Origin of the sequence: Sphingopyxis sp. USTB-05 (assembly GCF_023822045.1) — a bacterium.
Taxonomy (GTDB): domain Bacteria; phylum Pseudomonadota; class Alphaproteobacteria; order Sphingomonadales; family Sphingomonadaceae; genus Sphingopyxis.
The window spans coordinates 2,278,385-2,297,743 of the sequence record NZ_CP084712.1 but is presented as its reverse complement, the minus strand read 5'-3'; the positions used below and the strand labels follow the sequence as shown (position 1 = coordinate 2,297,743).

General features: G+C 63.6%; 17 protein-coding genes. 12 read left to right on the top strand and 5 right to left on the bottom strand.

What is annotated here, in order from left to right; all coding sequences use genetic code 11:
• Positions 1 to 88 precede the first annotated feature (88 nt).
• Both KEC45_RS10495 and KEC45_RS10490 read left to right on the top strand, forming a co-directional pair.
• On the top strand, positions 89 to 622 hold the full coding sequence (locus tag KEC45_RS10495) for a nuclear transport factor 2 family protein (RefSeq protein WP_238586615.1): 534 nt from the start codon (positions 89 to 91) through the stop codon (positions 620 to 622).
• Positions 622 to 1,089: a DUF3237 domain-containing protein gene (locus tag KEC45_RS10490; RefSeq protein ID WP_062179645.1), complete on the top strand. Its 468-nt coding sequence runs from the start codon at positions 622 to 624 to the stop codon at positions 1,087 to 1,089. Before KEC45_RS10495 ends, KEC45_RS10490 begins: the two co-directional genes overlap by 1 nt.
• Here the strand turns inward: KEC45_RS10490 and KEC45_RS10485 are convergent.
• Complete coding sequence (locus KEC45_RS10485) at positions 1,082 to 2,734, bottom strand: long-chain fatty acid--CoA ligase (RefSeq protein ID WP_062179648.1); 1,653 nt, start codon at positions 2,732 to 2,734, stop codon at positions 1,082 to 1,084. The two genes, KEC45_RS10490 and KEC45_RS10485, sit on opposite strands and share 8 nt — an antisense overlap.
• Before the next feature lie 182 nt (positions 2,735 to 2,916).
• On the opposite strand from KEC45_RS10485, the gene KEC45_RS10480 reads away from it, so the two are divergent.
• Together KEC45_RS10480 and KEC45_RS10475 are read left to right on the top strand one after the other, a co-directional pair.
• Complete coding sequence (locus KEC45_RS10480) at positions 2,917 to 4,098, top strand: acyl-CoA dehydrogenase family protein (RefSeq protein ID WP_062183772.1); 1,182 nt, start codon at positions 2,917 to 2,919, stop codon at positions 4,096 to 4,098.
• Between the two features lie 12 nt (positions 4,099 to 4,110).
• Entirely contained in the window at positions 4,111 to 5,223 is a 1,113-nt protein-coding gene (locus KEC45_RS10475) for an acyl-CoA dehydrogenase family protein (protein ID WP_062179651.1), read from the top strand.
• Between the two features lie 20 nt (positions 5,224 to 5,243).
• Here the strand turns inward: KEC45_RS10475 and KEC45_RS10470 are convergent, their stop codons facing one another.
• Entirely contained in the window at positions 5,244 to 6,572 is a 1,329-nt protein-coding gene (locus KEC45_RS10470) for an MFS transporter (RefSeq protein ID WP_252172003.1), read from the bottom strand.
• Positions 6,573 to 6,760: 188 nt separating this feature from the next.
• On the opposite strand from KEC45_RS10470, the gene KEC45_RS10465 reads away from it, so the two are divergent.
• From KEC45_RS10465 to KEC45_RS10455, 3 genes are all read left to right on the top strand, one after another.
• Positions 6,761 to 7,645 (top strand): alpha/beta fold hydrolase, encoded by an 885-nt coding sequence (locus tag KEC45_RS10465; protein WP_062179657.1) that lies wholly within the window; start codon positions 6,761 to 6,763, stop codon positions 7,643 to 7,645.
• A 162-nt stretch (positions 7,646 to 7,807) separates the two neighbouring features.
• A complete protein-coding gene (locus KEC45_RS10460; RefSeq protein WP_062179660.1) occupies positions 7,808 to 8,617 on the top strand; it encodes an IclR family transcriptional regulator in 810 nt (269 codons plus the stop codon).
• A gap of 90 nt (positions 8,618 to 8,707) precedes the next feature.
• Entirely contained in the window at positions 8,708 to 9,577 is an 870-nt protein-coding gene (locus KEC45_RS10455; RefSeq protein WP_062179663.1) for an SMP-30/gluconolactonase/LRE family protein, read from the top strand.
• 4 nt (positions 9,578 to 9,581) lie between these two features.
• On the opposite strand, the gene KEC45_RS10450 is transcribed toward KEC45_RS10455, so the two are convergent.
• The gene (locus KEC45_RS10450) at positions 9,582 to 10,343 is read right to left on the bottom strand and encodes an SDR family NAD(P)-dependent oxidoreductase (RefSeq protein ID WP_062179666.1); all 762 of its coding nucleotides are present in this window, start codon (positions 10,341 to 10,343) and stop codon (positions 9,582 to 9,584) included.
• Between the two features lie 55 nt (positions 10,344 to 10,398).
• Positions 10,399 to 12,567: a TonB-dependent receptor gene (locus KEC45_RS10445; protein WP_062179669.1), complete on the bottom strand. Its 2,169-nt coding sequence runs from the start codon at positions 12,565 to 12,567 to the stop codon at positions 10,399 to 10,401.
• Between the two features lie 291 nt (positions 12,568 to 12,858).
• Between KEC45_RS10445 and KEC45_RS10440 the strand changes: the two genes are divergently transcribed.
• The 5 genes from KEC45_RS10440 to KEC45_RS10420 all read left to right on the top strand — a co-directional run bounded on the left by KEC45_RS10440 (position 12,859) and on the right by KEC45_RS10420 (position 18,474).
• Positions 12,859 to 13,623 (top strand): enoyl-CoA hydratase/isomerase family protein, encoded by a 765-nt coding sequence (locus KEC45_RS10440; RefSeq protein ID WP_062179672.1) that lies wholly within the window; start codon positions 12,859 to 12,861, stop codon positions 13,621 to 13,623.
• Between the two features lie 11 nt (positions 13,624 to 13,634).
• Positions 13,635 to 15,230 (top strand): AMP-binding protein, encoded by a 1,596-nt coding sequence (locus KEC45_RS10435; protein WP_062179675.1) that lies wholly within the window; start codon positions 13,635 to 13,637, stop codon positions 15,228 to 15,230.
• 91 nt (positions 15,231 to 15,321) lie between these two features.
• Positions 15,322 to 16,944 carry an NAD(P)/FAD-dependent oxidoreductase gene (locus tag KEC45_RS10430; protein ID WP_062179678.1) on the top strand — a complete coding sequence of 541 codons (1,623 nt, stop codon included), beginning with the start codon at positions 15,322 to 15,324 and terminating at the stop codon, positions 16,942 to 16,944.
• Between the two features lie 36 nt (positions 16,945 to 16,980).
• Positions 16,981 to 18,066 (top strand): NADH:flavin oxidoreductase, encoded by a 1,086-nt coding sequence (locus KEC45_RS10425; RefSeq protein WP_062183775.1) that lies wholly within the window; start codon positions 16,981 to 16,983, stop codon positions 18,064 to 18,066.
• 234 nt (positions 18,067 to 18,300) lie between these two features.
• The gene (locus KEC45_RS10420; protein ID WP_083435905.1) at positions 18,301 to 18,474 is read left to right on the top strand and encodes a DUF1328 family protein; all 174 of its coding nucleotides are present in this window, start codon (positions 18,301 to 18,303) and stop codon (positions 18,472 to 18,474) included.
• A gap of 101 nt (positions 18,475 to 18,575) precedes the next feature.
• Here KEC45_RS10420 and KEC45_RS10415 read toward each other — a convergent pair whose 3' ends face one another.
• Positions 18,576 to 19,262, bottom strand: coding sequence for an MgtC/SapB family protein (locus KEC45_RS10415; RefSeq protein WP_062179684.1), 687 nt, complete (start codon positions 19,260 to 19,262; stop codon positions 18,576 to 18,578).
• Positions 19,263 to 19,359 lie beyond the last annotated feature (97 nt).

Below are 19,359 nucleotides of genomic sequence, written 5' to 3'. Positions count from 1 at the left end.
GATAATGCGGCTCCCGGCGCGGCGCAATTTTGGCCGCGCGCGCCGATGGGGCACATTCGGCCGAAATAGCCCGGGAGATATGCAGGCCATGGAAGCGGACATCGGTAAACTCTGGGATCGCGAGATGATCCGCGATTGCCTCTTTCGCTATTGTCGCGGAATCGACCGCGCGGACGAGGCGCTATTGCGATCCGCCTGCTGGCCTGGCGGCACCGACGATCACGGTGCCTATAACGGGACGACCGACGGTTTTATCGACTGGGCGATGCAGGCGCTGCCCCTGATCGAACGCGGCATTCACCAGATCCACAATATTCTGATCGAGCTGCGAGGCGATGAGGCGGCAGTAGAAAGCTATTTCACCGCCTTGCAACGCCAGCCCGGCAGTGAAGGCGGGCAGGTCGAACTCATGATGGCGGGACGCTATGTTGACCGGTTCGAAAAGCGGGCAGGCGAATGGCGAGTGGCCGACCGGGTCGTCGTCTTCGACTGGATTGACGAACGCCCGGCGCCGGACAAGAGCGAGGCCGAGCGGTTCGCGCACCGCAAATCGGTCGGGCGTCCCTGGCCCGACGATCCGGTCTATGCGCTGTTCGGTACGGCGGAGAAGGGAGAGGGGTAATGGGCATCGAGACGCTGGCATGGGAGCCGCTGTTCGTAATGCGGCTGAATGTCGCCTATGACCAGGCGCAGCCGATCGGCGGTGAAAGTCGGCTCGGGATTTTTCCCGTGCATGGCGGGACGTTCGAGGGGCCGCGCCTCAAAGGGCGTGTGATGCCCGATGGGGCCGACTGGGTGACCTGGCGCGGGGACGGGACGATGATCATCGACGTTCGCACCTCGCTCGAAACCGAAGATGGCGCGCGGATCGCGATGCATTACACCGGCCTCACCGTACCGACCTCGCCCGAGGCGGCCGAGCGTTTCAGGCGACGGGAACCGGGGCCGTATGAAGATCTCTATCTGCGCACGACGCCGCGCTTCGTCACGTCGCATCCCGATTATGACTGGATGAACCGCATCATCGCCGTCGCCAATGGCATGCGCACCGACGACGGCCCGATGTATCACGTCTTCGCGATCAGGTGACGGCATCCACCGCCGCAGCGAAATGATCGCCGTGGCGCTTGCGAAGTTCGGTCTTGAGCAGCTTGCCCGTCGCGGTGTGCGGCAATTCCTCGACGAAGATCACGTCATCGGGCAGCCACCAGCGCGCGACCTTGTCGGCAAGATGATCCATGATCTCGTCCTTCGTGCAGGCTTCAGCGGCGTGTAACCGGACGAGCAGCAGCGGACGTTCCTGCCATTTGGGATGCGCGACGCCGATCACTGCGGCTTCGGCGACCTTTGGGTGCGCAACGGCGGCATTTTCGAGATCGATCGACGAAATCCATTCGCCGCCCGACTTGATGACGTCTTTGGCGCGGTCGGTGATCTGAAGGAAGCCGTCCGGATCGATTTTCGCGACGTCGCCCGTGTCGAACCAGCCGCCCGCATCAAGCGCGCTGCCTGCCGCTTGGCCGTGATAGGCGCTCAGGACCCACGGACCGCGCACTTTGAGCAGGCCCGAGGATTCGCCGTCGCGTGGAAGTTCCTTGCCGTCTTCACCCTCGATGCGCAGTTCAATGCCGAACACGGAACGGCCTTGCATGGCGCGCAGGTCCACCTGCTCTTCCTCGCCGAGTTCGGCATGATGCGCGAGCGGACGGCAGACGGTCGCAACCGGGCTGGTTTCGGTCATCCCCCACGCTTGCATCGTCTCGACGCCCAGCAGGTTGCGGAAGCGTTCGATCAGCGAGCGAGGCGTCGCGGCGCCGCCGGTGAAGATGCGGTCGAGTTTGAGCGCCTCGCGATCTTCGGCCGCGCGCTCGCGCTCCAGATGATCGAGGAAGGCGAACCAGATCGTCGGCACGCCAAGGGAGAAGGTCACGCCCTCGTCGCGCATCAGTTCATAGAGCGACACGGGATCGAGCGCCGATCCAGGCAGGATGAGCTTCGATCCCGCCATCGCGGCCGAATAGGGGATGCCCCAGGCGTTGACGTGGAACAGCGGAGTGACGACCAGGATCGTGTCCGCAGCGCCTAACGACATTGAATCATTCGCGAGCGCACTCATCGCGTGCAGGACGGTCGAGCGATGGCTGTAAAGGACGCCTTTCGGATTGCCGGTCGTCCCGCTGGTGTAGCAGAGCGCGCTCGCGCTGTTCTCGTCGAGTTCGGGCCAGTCCGCGATCGCGCGCGGGCCGCCGATCAGGCTCTGGTACGAAATTGGATCGGCGATAGCGGTTTCGGGCATATCAGCCTGATCGGCCAGGATGATGATGCGCTCGATCTTGGGCAGGTCGCCGAGTAGCGGCTCGATCATCGGTAGCAGGTCGGGGTCGACACACAGCACGCGCGCGCCACCATGATCGATGATGTAACGGATCTGATCGGGGAAGAGGCGGGGGTTGACGGTGTGCAGCACCATGCCGGCACCGCTGACGCCATAATAGAGTTCGAGGTGGGGCAGGCGGTTCCAGGCCAGCGTCGCGACGCGATCGCCGGGCGTAAGGCCGAGGTCGGCAAGCCCGGCGGCGATGTGGCGCGCGTGACGTTCGACCGTCTTCCAATCCGACCGCTCGAGCGATCCGTCGGCGCGGCGCGACACGATTTCACGGCGCGAGTGGTTGGTCGCCGCGTGCCGGATCAGCATCGCGGTCGTCAATGGTTGCGCCTGCATCAGGCCGTGCATGAAATCTCTCCCTTAGTGACTTGATTGCCGCCGACGATTGCCCAGCCGGCGGCGGGTGCGAAGCATCGCGGGTCGCACACGCCGACAATCACATTTGCGAAATTGGCGCGATCTCCTTCCGCTCGCGAGCCAGCGGGGTCTCGCTGACGCTAAGCCCTCCGCAATCGATGGGAGAAGCGACGATGAATCTGGACCTAGCGCCCGAAGACCGGGAATTTCAGCAGGAAGTGCGTGATTTTTTCGCGGGCTCGATTCCCGAGGAATGGAAAAAGACCGTTCGCGCCGGGCTGCGCCTGTCGCCCGAAAACCTGGTCGCCTATCAGCGCCGGCTTGCCGATCGCGGTTGGGGTGCGCCGACCTGGCCAAAGGAATATGGCGGCACAGGCTGGACTCCGCAGCAACTGCATATCTTCTGGTCGGAAGCGTCCGCGGCCGATGCACCCGCGCAATTCCATCAGGGGCTCGAACTGATCGGCCCGATCATCTTCACCTATGGCAGCCAGGCGCAGAAGGATTTCTACCTGCCGCGCATCATCAGCGGCGAGGATTGGTGGTGTCAGGGCTATTCCGAGCCGGGTGCCGGTTCCGACCTTGCGGCGCTTCGTACGCGTGCCGACCGGGACGGCGATGACTATATCGTCAATGGGCACAAGATGTGGACCAGCTATGCCCATGTCGCCGATCGGATGTTCATTCTTGCACGTACCTCGACGGAGGGGCAGCGACAGCAGGGCATTTCATTGATGCTCGTCGATATGGACACGCCAGGCATCCGGATCAGCCCGATCCATACTCTCGACGAAAAGCATCACACAAATGAGGTGTTCCTCGACGATGTCCGCGTTCCCGCGGCCAATGTCGTCGGCGAGGAGGGCATGGGCTGGAATTACGGCAAGGTTTTGCTCGACCGCGAGCGCATGGTGGCGGCGGCGACCGCGATGTTCCTGCCGCAGACGCTGCGCGCTGTGCGCGAGGCGGCGACGCGCCGCCGGACCGCGCAAGGGCTGCTGATCGACAAGCCGGAGTTCAAGGCCAAGCTGGCACAGGTCGAGATCGAGGCAATGGCGGTACAGGCGATGGTGCTGCGGCTGATGGCCGACGCCGCATCGGGTGCCGACTCGGGCCCGCGCGGGTCGATGGTCAAACTGCGCTGGTCCGAACTGACGCAGCAGGCGACCGCGCTATGGGTTGAGGCGCTGGGGCCGAAAGCGCAGCATTTCGCCGCGCTCGATGACGAGAGCATGTTGCCCGACGACATGCCCTTCGCGCTTAAGGGCGCGCTCTATGCGCGCGTGACCACCATCTATGGCGGGTCGAGCGAGATCCAACGCAACATCATCGCGCGCCGCGCACTCGGCCTTTGAGGGAGAAGACCCATGCAGTTCGCCTATAATGACGAGCAGCAGATGCTGCACGATAGCGCCTTGCGCTTCGGCTCTGACGAATGGAACGCGGCCGACCGGTTGAAGCGGTTGGCGGAAGTTGGCGAAGGTGCCGCGCAGCGTTGGGCGAAGATGGCTGAGCTTGGGTGGCTGATGCTGCCGATCGCCGAGGAGGACGGCGGACTCGGCGGAGGGCCGGTTGAGGTCATGGCGATCATGGAAGGTGTCGGGCGGCACCTGATGACCGATGCCTATGTCAGCCATTGCGTGCTTCCGGCGGCACTGATTGCAGGTGGGGACGAGCATTGTGCGGCGCTGCTGGAGCAGATCGGAGCGGGTCAGGTGCGGATCGCCGCTGCGCTCGTCGAGGATCAAGATTTTGATATCGCGTCTATTTCTACCCGAGCGGTGCCCGATGGCGACACGTTCAGGCTGACTGGCGCCAAGGCGCATGTCGAAGATGGTGCCGACGCCGATTGGTATCTGGTTTCGGCGCGCACAACGGGAGCTTCGGGCGAGCGCGACGGCGTCAGTCTTTTCCTTGTTCCGCGCGGCGCCGACGGATTGATCGTGCAGCGTTTCCGCTCGGTCGACAGCCATCGCCATTGCAGCATGGACCTTAAAGACGTTGCGGGCATTCCGGTCGGCGCGATCGGCGAGGCGGCGGACCGCATCGACGCCGCGATCGACCGCGCGATCGCGGCGCATCTGGCCGAAGCGGTGGGGTCGATGGAGGCGGCGGTCGCCGCGACGCTCGATTATGTCCGCACCCGCCAGCAGTTCGGTGTGCCGATCGGCAGCTTTCAGGTCGTTCAGCACAAAATCGTCGACATGAGCGTCGCTTGCGAGGAAGCACGCGCGCTGACGATGGTAGCGATATCGCAGCTTGCGAGCGGTGGCGACGCTTCGGCGCTGATCGCCGCAGCGAAGGTGCGCGTCGCGCAATGCGGCATCGCGGTCGCGCAACAGGCGGTGCAACTGCACGGCGGGGTCGGCACGAGCGAGGAACTGATCGTCAGTCACCATCTCCGCCGCCAGATGATGCTGGACATCGCGCATGGCGACCGTGACCATCATAAAGCGCGGTTCGCCGAACTTACCCGATAAGATGGGTTTTGCAGGGCGCCTCAGGCGCTCTGCTTTGCCTCGTCGGCTTCGATCCGGCGGCCCGCCAGCCAGAACAGCAGCGAGCCGATCGCAAGCGGCAGCGCGACGAGCGCCATTGCAGCGCGCAGCCCCTGCTCGCTGCCGAGCGAAGGCGCGAGCAGGTCGCTGGCGATACCGACGAACAACGGCCCCAATGCAAGGCCGATCGCGTTGGTCACGAACAATTGCACCGCCGCTGCCATCGCGCGTACCCGTGCGGGGACGAGGGTCTGCACCGAGGCGAAGACCGAGCCATAGTTGAGCGCGTGAACGAAGATCGCGCAGCTCAGGAACGTGAAGGACAGCGTGACGGTCGGGGCGAGCGCGGCGCCCGCGAACAGGGGCGCAGCGATCACGAGCGAGGTCGATGGAACCAGCGTGTAACCCTTGATCCCGCGCCGCGCCGCACGGTCGGCGAGCTGGCCGCCGACGAAAGTTCCCACCATGCCAATTAGGCCGACGATCAGGCCTAGGCTGAGGCCGAGGAAGACGGTCGGCGGCACGCCCCAATCGGCGGCCATCGCGTCGATTCCGGCAAGATGCGTGCGCATGTAGAGCGAGCCGAAGAAGGACGCCTGACCATAATAGCCGAACGCGCCCATCGCGGTGCCGAATGAAATCAGCCAGAAGCTGGGCAGGCGGCGCAGCGTCGCGAGCACCTGACCCAGCGGCATATGCGGGACAGCGGTCTGCGTTGCGACGGCGCGCTTGCGGGGCTCGTCGAGAGTGAACCATACGATCACCGCGAGCAGGATGCCGGGAACGCCGGCGATCAGGAAGGCGGCGCGCCAGCCAAGGCTAGCGAGCAATATGCCGCCGAGGACGAGGCCCGCGAGCGAGCCGACCGGAACGCCCAGCGAATAGAGGGCAAGCGCGCGGCCCCGCTGTTCGCGCGGGACATAGTCGGTGATCAGACTGTGTGCAGCGGGAGTACAGCCGGCTTCGCCGACGCCGACGCCGATGCGCGCAAACAGCAATTCGGTGAAGTTGCGTGCAAGACCGCATAGCGCGGTGAAGCCGCTCCAAACGAACAGCGCGACGGCGATCATACCGACGCGGTTGCCACGGTCGGCGATGCGCGCAAGCGGGATGCCGAGCAGAGTATAGAAGAGCGCGAAGGCAAGGCCGCTGATCATCCCGATCTGCCAGTCGGCAAGGTTGAGGTCGGCCTTCATCGGCCCGACGAGGATCGTCACGATTTGCCGGTCGAGCATGTTGAAGGCGTAGACGATCATCAGCAACGACAGCGCGCCATAGGGCATCCGTTTTTGCTGGCCGTCGCTGGGGTGGGGGATGGTGTCGCCGGTCATTTGCCTCTCCATGCCGGGCACGTCGCCCGTCTTTTACGGCAGCCACCTTAGGCGGGAGTTTTGCGGACGTTAGGTGCGAGGCAGCCGGGCAGGGCGATTATCCCTATGCTGATATGTTGCACGCCCAGCGTATCGCGCTCGCACCGGACGCGCGCACCGAGCAGACAGGCCGGCGAGGAGATACCCACATGGCCTATGCGAATAACGGCCCTGTTCGCGTCCATTATCAGCGCATGGCGGCGGGGAACGGGCCGGTCGTGATCCTGCTCGCCGGAGCAGGGCGTCCATCGACCGATTTCGACTATGGCTTTTGCGCACCGATCGTGACGGCGGGCCTCGTGCCGATCCGCATCGACAGTCGCGATACCGGCCATTCGACCGCGATGACCGGCACGATTCCGGACCTTCAAGCGATCAAGGCCGCCGCGCTGGACACCGGCGACGCGAGACCGCCCTATAGTATCGGCGACATGGCCGCGGATGTGCTGGCGGTGATGGACGCCGAGGGCGTCATGGCGGCGCATTTTGTCGGGCGGTCGATCGGCGGTCTCGTCGCGCAGCAGCTTGCGGTTCGGCACCCCGAACGCGTGCTGAGCCTGGCGCTCGTTATGGCGATGAGCCGGTCGATGGCCGATGCGGTCCCCGATGCAGCGCTCGACCGGCTGATGGCCGAGAATGTTCCCGATGAAGACGCTTATGTCGCGCGCCAGCTCGCCGTTGCACAGGTGAACGGCATGGCGGAGGATTTCGACGCGGAACGCATCGCTGAGGAGGCGCGAACGGCCTGGCGGCACGGTATCCATCCCGGCGGCACCGCGCGCCATTTCGCAGCAAGCCTTGCCGCTCCGGACCTGCGCGCGGCGATCCGCGCCATTCGCGTTCCCGCGCTGATCCTGCACGGCCGCCATGACAAGGTGATCCCGTTGGAACGCGCCTTCGAGACCGCTGAAGCGATCCCAGGCGCTGTGATCGAGGTCGACGAGACGATGGGCCATGACGGTCCGCCGCGACTTCGGCATGCTTGGGGCGAGCGGATATCGGCGCATTTGACGGCAGCAATGGCGCACGCCTGAGGGTCGCACAGAAATCACATATGTGATATGGGCCGCCAAACCCGCGGTTTTGGCCGCTTGGCGGTCTTTGAAGTTATCATGTCTTCATCAGAGACCGTCGCAGGACGGCGATTGGACCGACCGTTCAAGGCGATGACGCCTTCTCGTTGTTGGGATGGAGAGATGAAGAGAAAACCCGTCAAATCGGCCTCGCGTACGTTCGAGGTCCTGGAGCTGTTCCGTGATCGGCGGGAGCCATTGCGGCTTAACGAGATATATTCGGCGCTCGGATATCCGCAGTCCAGCACGACGAACCTGCTTAAGAGCATGGTGATCGAAGGGTATCTCAACTACAATCGCAAGACGCGCACCTATCTGCCGACCTTGCAGGTCGCCTCGCTCGGCAGCTGGCTCTATGGCCATGTCGCTTTCGGTAGCGGTTATAACTGGCTGATCGACGAGTTGTTTCGCAAAACCGAGGAAACGATCGTACTGGCGACGCAGAACGACCTGTTCATCCAATATGTGGCAATGCGCCTGCCCGATCATCCGCACAAGCGTCCCCCCAATCCGGGCGAGATGCGGCTGATGCTGGATGCGACGGCGGGGATGGCGCTGATGAGCCGGATGCGCGACCGCGAGATCGATAAAATCTATCGATATTCGAACTATTATGAGCTCAATCCCGACAAAGCGATCACGCTGGATGACGTGATGAGCCGGATTCGCTGGATCCGCCACACCGGCTATTGTTACTGGCCCGAACATCCGGTGCCGGGGATTGCATCGATAGCGATGCCCCTTGGCAATAGCATTCACGGAATTCCGCTCGTTCTTGGCATCGGCGGTACGACCGAGCGGTTGTCGCCGCGCCGCGCCGAATATGTGGAAATGATGCGCGAGACGATCGCCGAGTATCATGTGCGTTTTCCGCAGGATCAGCGGCCGGCCGGCGACGACGATATCGACGAATACGCGATCGCCGCCGAATAAGCATTTCATCCGGAATAATGGGAGCCCGCCGCGTACGACGCGCTGTGGGTACCGCGCCGACGTCTATCGTGACGGCGAAAGGGAGATTCTATGCCTGTCGAAATCGAACTGCTTGATGCTGGCGTCGCCGGCCTAGGCGAAAGTCCGCTATGGGATCATCGGAGCGGCCGGCTTTGGTGGGTCGATTCCTCGGCAGGGCGCCTTCATTCCAGCGACGCCGAAGGCCGCAAGCAGGCCGAATGGACGCTCGATCAGCCCATCGGCAGCATCGGATTGGCGTCGGAGGGCCTGATCGTTGCGATGGCAGATGGCTTTTATCGTTTCGACACGGGCAGCGGGCAGGTGTCGCCGGTGGCGCGCCCCGCGATGGCGGGGGGGACGCGGCTGAACGACGGCAAGGCCGACCGTGCCGGGCGTTTTCTATGTGCGTCGATGCGAACGGGTGATGCGCTGGGCGCGGGCGGGCTGTTCCGGCTCGACGCCGACGGTGCGACCGAGCAGATCGAGAGCGGAATCGGGATCGGCAATGCCATCTGTTTTTCGCCGACCGGCGATACGCTCTATTTTGCGGACAGCCTCGACGGCAAGCTTCGCCGCTATGCCTATGACCAGGAGACGGGAGCGATCGGCAAGCGCCATGATCTGGTCGATTGTCAGGTGAACGGCGGATCGGGGGCCGATGGCGCGACCGTCGATGCCAACGGGCGAATCTGGGTTGCGCTGGTGCTCGCGCAAGCGGTCGGTTGCTATTCGCCCGACGGGACGCTGCTGCGGTCGATCCCCGTGCCGCTGCCCTATCCTTCGTGTCCCGCGTTCGGCGGGGAGGAGATGGATACGCTCTATCTAACGAGCATCGCCAATTCGGGGCATCGGCTGGTCGCCAATCATCCCGATGCGGGGCGGATCACCGCGATCCGGGGGCTCGACGTCCCCGGGATCGCGGAAGGTATTTATCGCTGAGCGGTCAGCGAAGGGCGATCGAGATGCCGCCGTCGACAAGCAGAGACTGACCCGTCACAAAGCCCGACCGGTCGCTGTCGGCGAAGAAGAGCACCGCCTCGGCAATGTCCGAGGTTTCGCCCAGTCGGCCGAGCGGGGTGCTGGCGACGCGCGCCTCGAAGGTCGCATCGTCCAACATCGCGCGGACACCTTCGGTCGCAACGGTCGACGGAGCAACGGCGTTGACTCGGATGGCCGACGGCGCGAGTTCGATCGCCGACGACCGCGTCATCCCTTCGACCGCCGCCTTGATGCCGCAATAGACCATCGCGTTGGGCAGTCCGACGTGCGCCGATACCGATGCGATGTTGATGATCGACCCGGCGCCGCGCGTGCGCATATGCTTCGCCGCAGCCTGCGTGCCCCAGATGATGCCGGCGATGCCGACGCCGAGCATGCGATCGAGGCTTTCTGCGTCTATGCTCTCGATCGGCGAATATTTGGTCCACATCGCGTTGTTGACGACAATGTCGATGCCGCCAAGCTCGGTCGCGGCGGTGTCGAACGCGTCGTGCAGCGCGGCGCCATCCGACACGTCGCAGCCGAGCGCGACGGCCTTGCCGCCGTCGGCCGCGATCTGCTGGGCCAGATCTTCAGCCCAATGGGCCTTACGATCAAGCAGCGCGACGGATGCGCCGTTGCCGGCAAGCTTGAGCGCGATGTCGCGGCCGAGGCCGCGCGATGCGCCGGTGACGAGCGCGACGCGCCCCTCGAGTGATTTGGTCATGGAGAGCCCCATAAAAATGGAGCCCGCTTTTTGGCGGGCTCCAGTGGGAGAGAGGTTAGAATTTGTATCCGACTTCGACGCCGTAGACCCGGCCCTTGTTGAGCGGGGAGAAGGTCGATCCGGCGAAGAAGGGCAGCGGCGCCTCGGTCCCGAACGTCGCCTCGTTGAGGAGGTTGTTTCCGTAAACGGACACCTTCACCCGGCCATGCGTAACGGCAAGGCTGGCGTCGACCATCGTTGCCGCACGGAGCAGGCCGGTGTTCTGATCGTTGTAGAAAGCGGCATCGCGATAGTTCGCACCGACGCGGCCTTCGACATCGAAATCGCCACCGACGCGGGTCGCATAGGTGATCGATCCGCCATAGCTCCACGGCGACAGGCGCGGCAGTTTCAGCGAATAGTCGCGGTCGTTGATGACGCCATCGGCGTTGAGGTCGAAAAGGATGTCCTCATATTTGCCCTTGGTGTAGCCGAACTGGCCGGCGATGGTCAGGCCGGAAACCGGCTTTACCAGCAGTTCGCCCTCGATCCCCTTGATCGACACATCGGCCGCGTTGGTGATGATCTGGAAGTTGCCGAAGGGTGCGAAGGGCGCTTGGAATTCGCGCTGTGTGCCGTTGATGCGGCTGTAGAAGCCCGCGATGTTGACGCGCGCGAAGCCGCCGAATTCCTGTTTCAGGCCGATTTCATAGGCGTCCTGCTTTTCCTGGTCGAACGGGCCCGGATCGACATTGGGGTTGAGGTTGCGGAAATTATATCCGCCGCTTCGGAAACCCTTGGCAAACGACGCATAGAGCAGGGTATCGTCGCTGGGCTTGAACTGGACCCCGATGCGCGGCGTGAAGCCGTCCCAGCTGTCCTTGTCATTGAAGTCGTAGCTGCAGCGAAGCGTGTCGAGATTACAGCCGCCGACGCCGATCGAGCGGACCTGCACTTCCTTTTCCTCAGCCGAATAGCGCGCGCCGACGCTGAAGGTCAGTTGTTCGGTAAGGCGCCAGTCGACGGTCGCAAAGATGCCGCCGGTGCGCTGCTTCTGACGGCCGCCACCCGATACGGTCAGCGCGCCGCCCGACAGCAGGCGCTGTTCGGCGTAATTGATGTCCTGATTGAAATAGAAGAGACCCGTTGTGACGTCGAACGCGCCGAAGGTGCCCGCGTAGCGCAGTTCGTTGCTGAACTGCCACTGGTGGATGTTGTTGCGCGAGTGGAGATTGGTCGCGGGCGAACCGTCGACGTCGGCACCCGAATCGTTGCTGAGCGCGCGGACGGCGGCGATATTGGTGATCTTGCCGTCACCGAATGCGGTGTCGATGTTGAGTTCGGCGATGCCTTGATCCCAGTCGGTTTTGACGAAGCCGGCGTAGTTCTGATTCACGCGGAAGCTGTCGCGCGGATAGAGGCCGTGGTTCGTGACTGCAGGACCGTCGCCGCGGATGCGGCCGTGCTCGTAACGCAGGACCAGGTCAAAGCTGTCGTTCGGCTGGAGGCGAAGCGCCGAGCGCATGATCAGCGTTTCGCTGCCGCCGATCTTCTTGCCGTCGAAGTCGTTGCGGAACCAGCCGTCGTCGTCGTTGTAATAGACAGCAACCTTGCCGCTGAGCACATCGCCGGCAAGCGGGCCCGACACCGAGATGCTCGCCCGCTTTTCAAGGCCGGTCGAGAGTGCGGCCTTTGCATCGAGGCGGAAGCGGTTCGACGGGGTGGTGGTGCGCAGGAGGACCGCGCCGCCGGTAACGTTGCGGCCGAACAGCAGGCCCTGCGGGCCGCGCAGGATCTCGACCCCTTCAAGATCGAAGGTGTCGAAGAGCACGCCAGCGCTGACGCCCAGATAGACGCCGTCGACGAACACGCCGACGGTCGGGTCGATCGAGGGAATCGAGCTATTGATGCCGAGGCCGCGGATCGAGAAATTCGCATAGCCCGGCGTCGTCCCGACGCTTTCAAGCGAAGCGTTGGGAACGGCGTAGCTGACGCTGGAAATCGAACGCGCGTGAATGCTGTCGAGTTCGTTCGACCCGAATGCGGTGATCGCGATGGGAACATCTTGCACATTCTGCGCCGAACCGCGCTTCGTCGCGGTCACAATGATGTCGCCGAGGCCGCCGCCGTCGTTCTGCTGCGCTTCATCCTGAGCCGTATCGGCTTCCTGCGCGAACACGGGAGACGCCATGGCCATCGCCGCGAAACCGGCGCTCGCCAAAAGAAGTCTGAGGTGCGTTGTCATTGTCCACTCCCTGTGAATCGCGCTTTCCGTTCGTCCTTCGTCTGGCGATTCGCCGTAAAAGGGGTGCGCGGGTTTTAAGTCCTGTTGCCGTTCGATGACGAGCCGGCGGCCCCCCGTTCCGGTGTCGGAGCGCGAAGAGCAATGCGGGCGCGGCAAGAGGGCCCGATAATCACAATCGCGATTCCGCGAGGGCGTGTTCAATCCAGAATGAGATTTTCGGGCCGGTTCGCGGCTTTCTCGTCCCGATCCGTCGTGCCGATGCCATGAACCCGGCAACTGGGAGACATAATCATGAGCAGCATCCGCACCGAAATCGAAAATTACGTCGCGCTCGTCACGCTCGACAATGCGCCGGTCAACGCCGCCGCGCTGGACATGCTTCAGGAACTCACCGACGTCTTCGACAGCTTCAATGACCGCGATGATGTACGCGTTGCGGTGCTGACCGGCGCGGGCAAATGCTTCAGCGCCGGCGCTGACCTCAAGAATCGGCCCGACCTGTCGATCCCCGGCAAACGCTGGAACCGCAATCGCGTCGTCCGCGAGGTTGCCTATTCGATCGCCGATTGCGCGAAGCCGGTAATCGCAGCGGTCAACGGCCCTGCGCTCGGCGCCGGCTTCGGCCTCGCGGCGAGCTGCGACATCATCGTGGCCTCCGAAAATGCCGTCTTCGGCCTCCCCGAGATCGACGTGGGCCTGATGGGCGGTGGCAAGCACACGTCGCGCATCGTTCCGCATTCGCTGACGCGGCGCATGATGCTGACCGGCTATCGCGCGCCAGCGGCGGAAATGTACCGTCGCGGCATCATCGAGGCATGCCTGCCGGCCGACGAGCTGCTGCCCTATTGCATGGAGATGGCGGCGGTCATCGCGTCAAAGAGCCCGCTCGCGACGCGCTATGCCAAGGACAGCATGCGCACGATCGAGAATATGACGCTGCGCGACGGCTATATCTATGAACAGGGCAATACCGCGAAGCTTTCGACCTCCTATGACGCGCAGGAAGCCGTCGCGGCCTTCGTCGAAAAGCGCGCGCCGGTTTTCCAGGGCCGCTGAGGGCTACCGTCATGGACTGGAATTTCGGCGACCTGCTGGACGCGACCGCGGCGAATGTGCCGGGCGATCGGCCGGCGATCATTCGCGGCGACCATGTCACCAACTGGGCCGATTTCGACGCGCGGTCGAACCGGCTGGCGCGTGCGATGTTGGCGGCTGGGCTGCCCGCAGGCGCGCGTATCGCGATCCTCGCCCGCAACATTCCCGAGTTCATCGAGATTGCCGCCGCAGCGTTCAAGGCTCGGCTGACGCACGTCAATCTGAACTATCGCTATACGACGTCCGAGATCGAATATGTGCTGCGTGACTGTCAGGCCGCTGGCCTCTTTTATCAGGACGAGTTCGCTCCGGTCGTTGCGTCGCTGATCGGCGGCGAGATCGACCATTTGACCTATGCGGTGCAGATCGGCGGTGAGGGCACCTATGACGCGATCGTATCGGAAGGTGAGGCGTCGCCGCTGGGCATCGAGCGTTCGCCCGACGATGGTTATCTTCTCTACACGGGCGGCACCACCGGGCGTCCGAAGGGTGTGATGTGGCGCTCGGCCGATGCGCGGCGCTCGCAACTGGAATCGCCGGTCGCCGTGTCGACGCCCGCCAGCATGGACGATCATGTCGCGCAGGTGCTGAAGGGCGCGGCGGGTCGCGTGATGCCAGCATGTCCGCTGATGCATGGTGCGGGGCTTAATAGCTCGCTCGCCGAATTGCTCGTCGGCGGCACGGCCGTGTTGCTACCGTCGGATCGCTTCAGTGCCGAGGAATTGTGGAGCGAGGCCGAACGGCATCGCGTCACGCGTATCCTGATCGTCGGCGACGCCTTTGCACGCCCGATGGCCGATACGTTGCTCGCCAATCCGGGGCGCTGGAATCTGTCGGCGTTGCGGCTGATTTCCTCGGCGGGCCTTATGTGGTCCGAACAGGTGAAGGCGGCGCTGCTTGAGGCATTGCCGCAGCTCACACTGCTCGACATTCTTGGTGCTTCGGAAGCCTCGGGTTTCGGCTATGCGATCACCAACAGCGAACGCGCCACGCCGACGGGCCTGTTTGAGCCGGGTCCGCAGACGGTCATCGTCGATCAGGACGGCCGCCGCGTGCTTGCCGATGATGAGGTTGGTTCGGGCTGGCTGGCGCGGCGACCGCCGTTCGGCGCCGGCTATCATGGCGATCCCGAAAAGACCGCCAGCGTTTATCGCACGATCGACGGACAGGCTTATGCAGTCCCCGGCGACATGGCCGAACGGCTGCCCGATGGGCGCTTTCGCCTGCTCGGCCGTGGCAGCATGTGCATCAACACCGGCGGCGAAAAGGTCTTCGTCGAAGAGGTCGAGGAGGCGCTGAAGCGCGTCGACGGCATCGCCGACGCGATGGTGTTCGGCTTGCCCGATCCGAAATGGGGCAGCGCGGTCACCGCGCTGATCGAGGCGGGCGACAGCCCGGACGATGAGGCGCTGCGCGCCGCTCTGTCTCACGACCTTGCCGCCTACAAACAACCGCGCACGATCATCCGCGTCGCCGTCCTGCCGCGCCATGCGAGCGGGAAGAGCGACTATCGCAGCGGGATGGACCTTGCGCGCGCCGAAATTTCAGCCCGGACGTCCACTGGCTGATCGTCTCCGGCCCGCAGCGCCCGGGGGCGGGCGCGCGGGCCGGAGAATTCGCTGCCCGACGACCGACACAAGACTTTCCCAAGGATTTTCGATGCAACAGGCCAATTCCTCCCCCGACAAGACTCCCCGCCGCCTCGACGCGCTGATTATCGGCGCCGGATTCGGCGGCATGTATGCGCTGCACCGCACGCGCGGCATGGGGCTTGATGTTCATCTGATCGAAGCCGGTGACGACGTCGGGGGTACCTGGTACTGGAACCGCTATCCCGGCGCGCGCTGCGACGTGATGAGCATCGACTACAGCTATTCCTTCTCCGACGAGATTCAGCAGGAATGGACCTGGAGCCAGCAGTTCGCGGCGCAGCCCGAAATCCTGTCCTACGCGCGCTTTGTCGCCGACAAGCTCGACCTGAAGCGCGACATCAGCTTCGAAACGCGCGCAACGGCGGTTCATTATGACGAGGATGCGGCGCTTTGGCGGATCGAGACCGATCGCGGCGACATTTATGAGGCAAGCTATTGCCTGATGGCGACCGGGCCGTTGTCGGTGCCGAAACAGGTCGACATTCCGGGCGCCGACAAGTTCAAGGGCGAACTGTATCTGTCGGGCAAATGGCCACATCATGACGTTGACCTCACGGGCAAGCGCGTCGCGTTGATCGGCACCGGGTCTTCGGGCATCCAGATCGTGCCGGTGGTCGCCGAAAAGGCCGGGCATCTCTATGTCTATCAGCGCACGCCCAGCTTCACGCTGCCAATGCGCAACCGCAAGCTCGATGAAGACTATGTTGCGCATATCAAGGCGCATTATCCGGGACTGCGTGCGGCGGCGCGTCACTCGCTGACCGGCGGCGTGCGGCCGATCACGCACCGCCCGGTGTTTAGCGTCACGCCCGCCGAGCGCGAGAAGCTGATGGAAGATGCCTGGGCGCACAGCGGCCTCGCTTTCCTCGGACTTTTCTCTGACCTGCTCACCAATCGCGAGGCGAACGAGGTCGTCGCCGAATTCGTGCGCGGCAAGATCGCCGACGTGGTGAAGGATCCCGACACCGCACGCCGGTTGACCCCGCGCGGCTATCCGATCTTTGCGCGGCGCCCATGCCTCGATACCGGATATTACGAAGCCTATAACCGCGACAATGTGACGCTGAAGGACTGTCTCGAGCATCCTATCGTCGAAATCACCGAAAAGGGCATCCGCACCGCCGAGGGCGAAGTCGAGGTCGACGTCATCATCGCGGCGATGGGCTATGACGCGCTAACCGGCGCGATGCTGTCGATCGACATCGAGGGAAGGGACGGCCGCAAGCTGAAGGATAAATGGGCCGACGGCGGGCGTTCCCATCTTGGCCTGATGATCGAGGGCTTTCCAAACCTGTTTGTCATTGCCGGACCGAACGGGCCGTCGGCGCTCGCCAATTTCATCCTTTTGAACGAACAGAATGTCGACTGGGTCTGCGATTGCATTACCCATATGCGCGCCGACGGCCTGCGTTCGATCGAGGCCGACGCAGAGGCTGAGGATTGGTGGATGGGCAAGGTGACGACACTGGGCTCGCTGTCGCTCTATCCGACCGCCAACACTTGGTACACCGGCGCGAACGTGCCGGGCAAGCCGCGCACCTTTCCTGTCTACATCGGCGGGCTTGGCCGCTATCGCGAAATCTGTTCCGACGCTGCGGCGGAAGGTTATCGTGGCTTCACCCTCCGATAGGTCCGGCACCCGCGTCCCCATATGGAAGTGAGCGATATGTCGTCCGAAAGACTGTTCGAACCTTTGTCCCTCGCACGGGGCAAGCCGATGAAGAACCGGCTGATGCTCGCACCGCTGACCAATCGGCAGAGCCATGCCGACGGCACACTTTCGGAAGCGGAGCGCAAGTGGCTGGAGATGCGCGCGGAAGGGGGCTTTGCGTTGACGATGACCGCCGCGTCGCACGTCCAGCCGGTGGGGCAGGGTTTTACGGGGCAGCTCGGCGTCTTCGCCGACCAGCATGTCGAAGGCCTCGCGGGGCTCGCCGCCGGAATCAAGGCGCGGGGCTCGCTCTCTTCGCTGCAACTGCATCACGCCGGAAGCCGCGCCGAACCCGAACTGATCGGCGCGCCCGTCGCGCCGTCGGAAGTGCCCGAACGCAATGTCCGGGCTCTGTCCGAAGCCGAGGTCGAGGAGCTGCGCGACGACTTCATCGCAGGCGCGCGTCGGGCCGAGCAGGCGGGCTTCGACGGCGTCGAGATCCACGGAGCGCACGGATACATCCTTGCCGAATTCCTGTCGGCGGCAAGCAACCGGCGAACCGACCGGTATGGCGGCAGTCTCGAAAACCGTGCGCGCATCATCTTCGAGATCATCGACGGCGTTCGCGCCGCCACGGGCCCCGACTTCCAGCTCGGCCTGAGGCTTTCGCCCGAGCGTTTCGGGCTGGAACTGCAAGAAATCCGCGATGTGGCGGCCGAAGTGCTGCGGCAGGAAAAGATCGACTATCTTGACATGTCGCTGTGGGATGTCCGCAAGGAACCGGAGGAAGAACGGTTCAAATCTCGTTCGCTGATGAGCTTCTTCACCGACCTGCCACGCGGCAATGTCCTGCTCGGCGCGGCTGGCAAGGTCATGGATGCAGAAGACGCAGCCTGGGTACTCGACGCCGGCTGCGACTTTGTCGTGATTGGCCGCGCAGCCATATTGCGCCACGATTTTCCCGAACGCGTCCGCCGCGATCCGACGTATCGGTCGCCGGAGCTTCCGGTTACGGCCCGGCACTTGCGTGACGAAGGGCTCAGCGATGATTTCATATACTATATGCGGCGATGGCCAGGGTTCGTTCAACCGGACAGGTGACCATGACCCCCGGATTGCATGGCGGAATTTGGCGGAGCCAATGCGCACTCATGCCGGTGTACGGCTCTTTCGGCACGCACAGCTATTCCTGTTTGGCCCCGAGCGGGGCAGGAACCTTCCACGCGGGAAATCGTTACCAAATTATCCATTCAGGATAAGTTGACGGCTCCAATCGCCGCTCGGCATTTCCATGCGCGAGCGAAAGAAGGCGCGCGTCCACGAAGGAGAATGAACATGTTCAGATGGGCTATCATCTTTGCGGTTGTGGCGCTCGTCGCGGCGCTTCTCGGCTTCGGCGGCATCGCCGGACTGTCGGCGGATTTCGCGAAAATCCTGCTGGTGCTAGCAGTAATTCTGGTCGTCGTCGGTTTCGTGTTCGGACGAGGCGGTCGCCGAACCTTGCCCTGATCATAGGCAGAGCCTGAGTTCCAATATTAAAGCGCCGGTGGCCGATGGGCTGCCGGCGCTTTCATATTGGAAGATTGGAAGGCCAGGCCGCCACGAAGCGATCAAGCCTGCGCCGGGCGCACTTCATATTCCTTCACATCCATGCCGGCCTTCCAGGCCGAAACGATCGCGAGAATGCGCTCCTCGGTATATCCATCCGCGATCGCCGAGAAGGTCAGCATATCCGACGCGAGGCGCTCGTCCACGGTGATCGTCTTGAGCCCGTGCATTTCGAGCGCGTTGACGAACTGGTCCGATGACATGTTGCTTGTTCTGTCGAAACTGGCGCTCAGATGGACGACGCGCCGCTGCGGGGCATGGCGCTCGGTGATCGTCACCGCTGCCAGGACCAGTAACGTCACGACGGTTCCGAAAATTGCGAGTTCGTAGAAGCCGATCCCGAAAAGCATGCCAAGGGTAGAGGTCATCCACAGCGATGCGGCCGTGGTGAGGCCGCGAACATTGAGGCCCTCGCGAAAGATCACGCCCCCGCACAGAAAGCCGATGCCGGTCAGGACGCCGTGCGCCATACGCACGGGGTCGATCCGGATAACCTCGATCGGGGTGTCGTTGAGCCATGCCATCTGGTGGACTGCCGATAGCATCAGAAGGCAACACGACAGGCTGACGAGAATATGGGTGCGAAGGCCCGCCGGGCTCGCGCGATACTCGCGTTCGCCCCCGATTAGCGTGCCTGCGGCAACCGCTCCGCATATTGGCCAGATCAGGTCAGGATTGAAAAGGTCCATCGGTCAAAATCGAACCGGAACGGAAGCGGCCAACACGCAGGCACGGTGTTCCGCGATAGGAAGCGTGAATGGAGCGGTCGGGCGGGCGGCGTTCTTC

Bases quoted from the DNA above. Each gene is read 5' to 3' on its own strand.
- KEC45_RS10455 (WP_062179663.1), top strand. From the start codon at position 8,708: ATGCCTGTCGAAATCGAACTGCTTGATGCTGGCGTCGCCGGCCTAGGC.
- KEC45_RS10440 (WP_062179672.1), top strand. From the start codon at position 12,859: ATGAGCAGCATCCGCACCGAAATCGAAAATTACGTCGCGCTCGTCACG.
- KEC45_RS10490 (WP_062179645.1), top strand. From the start codon at position 622: ATGGGCATCGAGACGCTGGCATGGGAGCCGCTGTTCGTAATGCGGCTG.
- KEC45_RS10485 (WP_062179648.1), bottom strand. From the start codon at position 2,734: ATGCACGGCCTGATGCAGGCGCAACCATTGACGACCGCGATGCTGATC.
- KEC45_RS10435 (WP_062179675.1), top strand. From the start codon at position 13,635: ATGGACTGGAATTTCGGCGACCTGCTGGACGCGACCGCGGCGAATGTG.
- KEC45_RS10445 (WP_062179669.1), bottom strand. From the start codon at position 12,567: ATGACAACGCACCTCAGACTTCTTTTGGCGAGCGCCGGTTTCGCGGCG.
- KEC45_RS10470 (WP_252172003.1), bottom strand. From the start codon at position 6,572: ATGACCGGCGACACCATCCCCCACCCCAGCGACGGCCAGCAAAAACGG.
- KEC45_RS10475 (WP_062179651.1), top strand. From the start codon at position 4,111: ATGCAGTTCGCCTATAATGACGAGCAGCAGATGCTGCACGATAGCGCC.
- KEC45_RS10450 (WP_062179666.1), bottom strand. From the start codon at position 10,343: ATGACCAAATCACTCGAGGGGCGCGTCGCGCTCGTCACCGGCGCATCG.
- KEC45_RS10420 (WP_083435905.1), top strand. From the start codon at position 18,301: ATGTTCAGATGGGCTATCATCTTTGCGGTTGTGGCGCTCGTCGCGGCG.
- KEC45_RS10465 (WP_062179657.1), top strand. From the start codon at position 6,761: ATGGCCTATGCGAATAACGGCCCTGTTCGCGTCCATTATCAGCGCATG.
- KEC45_RS10460 (WP_062179660.1), top strand. From the start codon at position 7,808: ATGAAGAGAAAACCCGTCAAATCGGCCTCGCGTACGTTCGAGGTCCTG.
- KEC45_RS10495 (WP_238586615.1), top strand. From the start codon at position 89: ATGGAAGCGGACATCGGTAAACTCTGGGATCGCGAGATGATCCGCGAT.
- KEC45_RS10425 (WP_062183775.1), top strand. From the start codon at position 16,981: ATGTCGTCCGAAAGACTGTTCGAACCTTTGTCCCTCGCACGGGGCAAG.
- KEC45_RS10430 (WP_062179678.1), top strand. From the start codon at position 15,322: ATGCAACAGGCCAATTCCTCCCCCGACAAGACTCCCCGCCGCCTCGAC.
- KEC45_RS10415 (WP_062179684.1), bottom strand. From the start codon at position 19,262: ATGGACCTTTTCAATCCTGACCTGATCTGGCCAATATGCGGAGCGGTT.
- KEC45_RS10480 (WP_062183772.1), top strand. From the start codon at position 2,917: ATGAATCTGGACCTAGCGCCCGAAGACCGGGAATTTCAGCAGGAAGTG.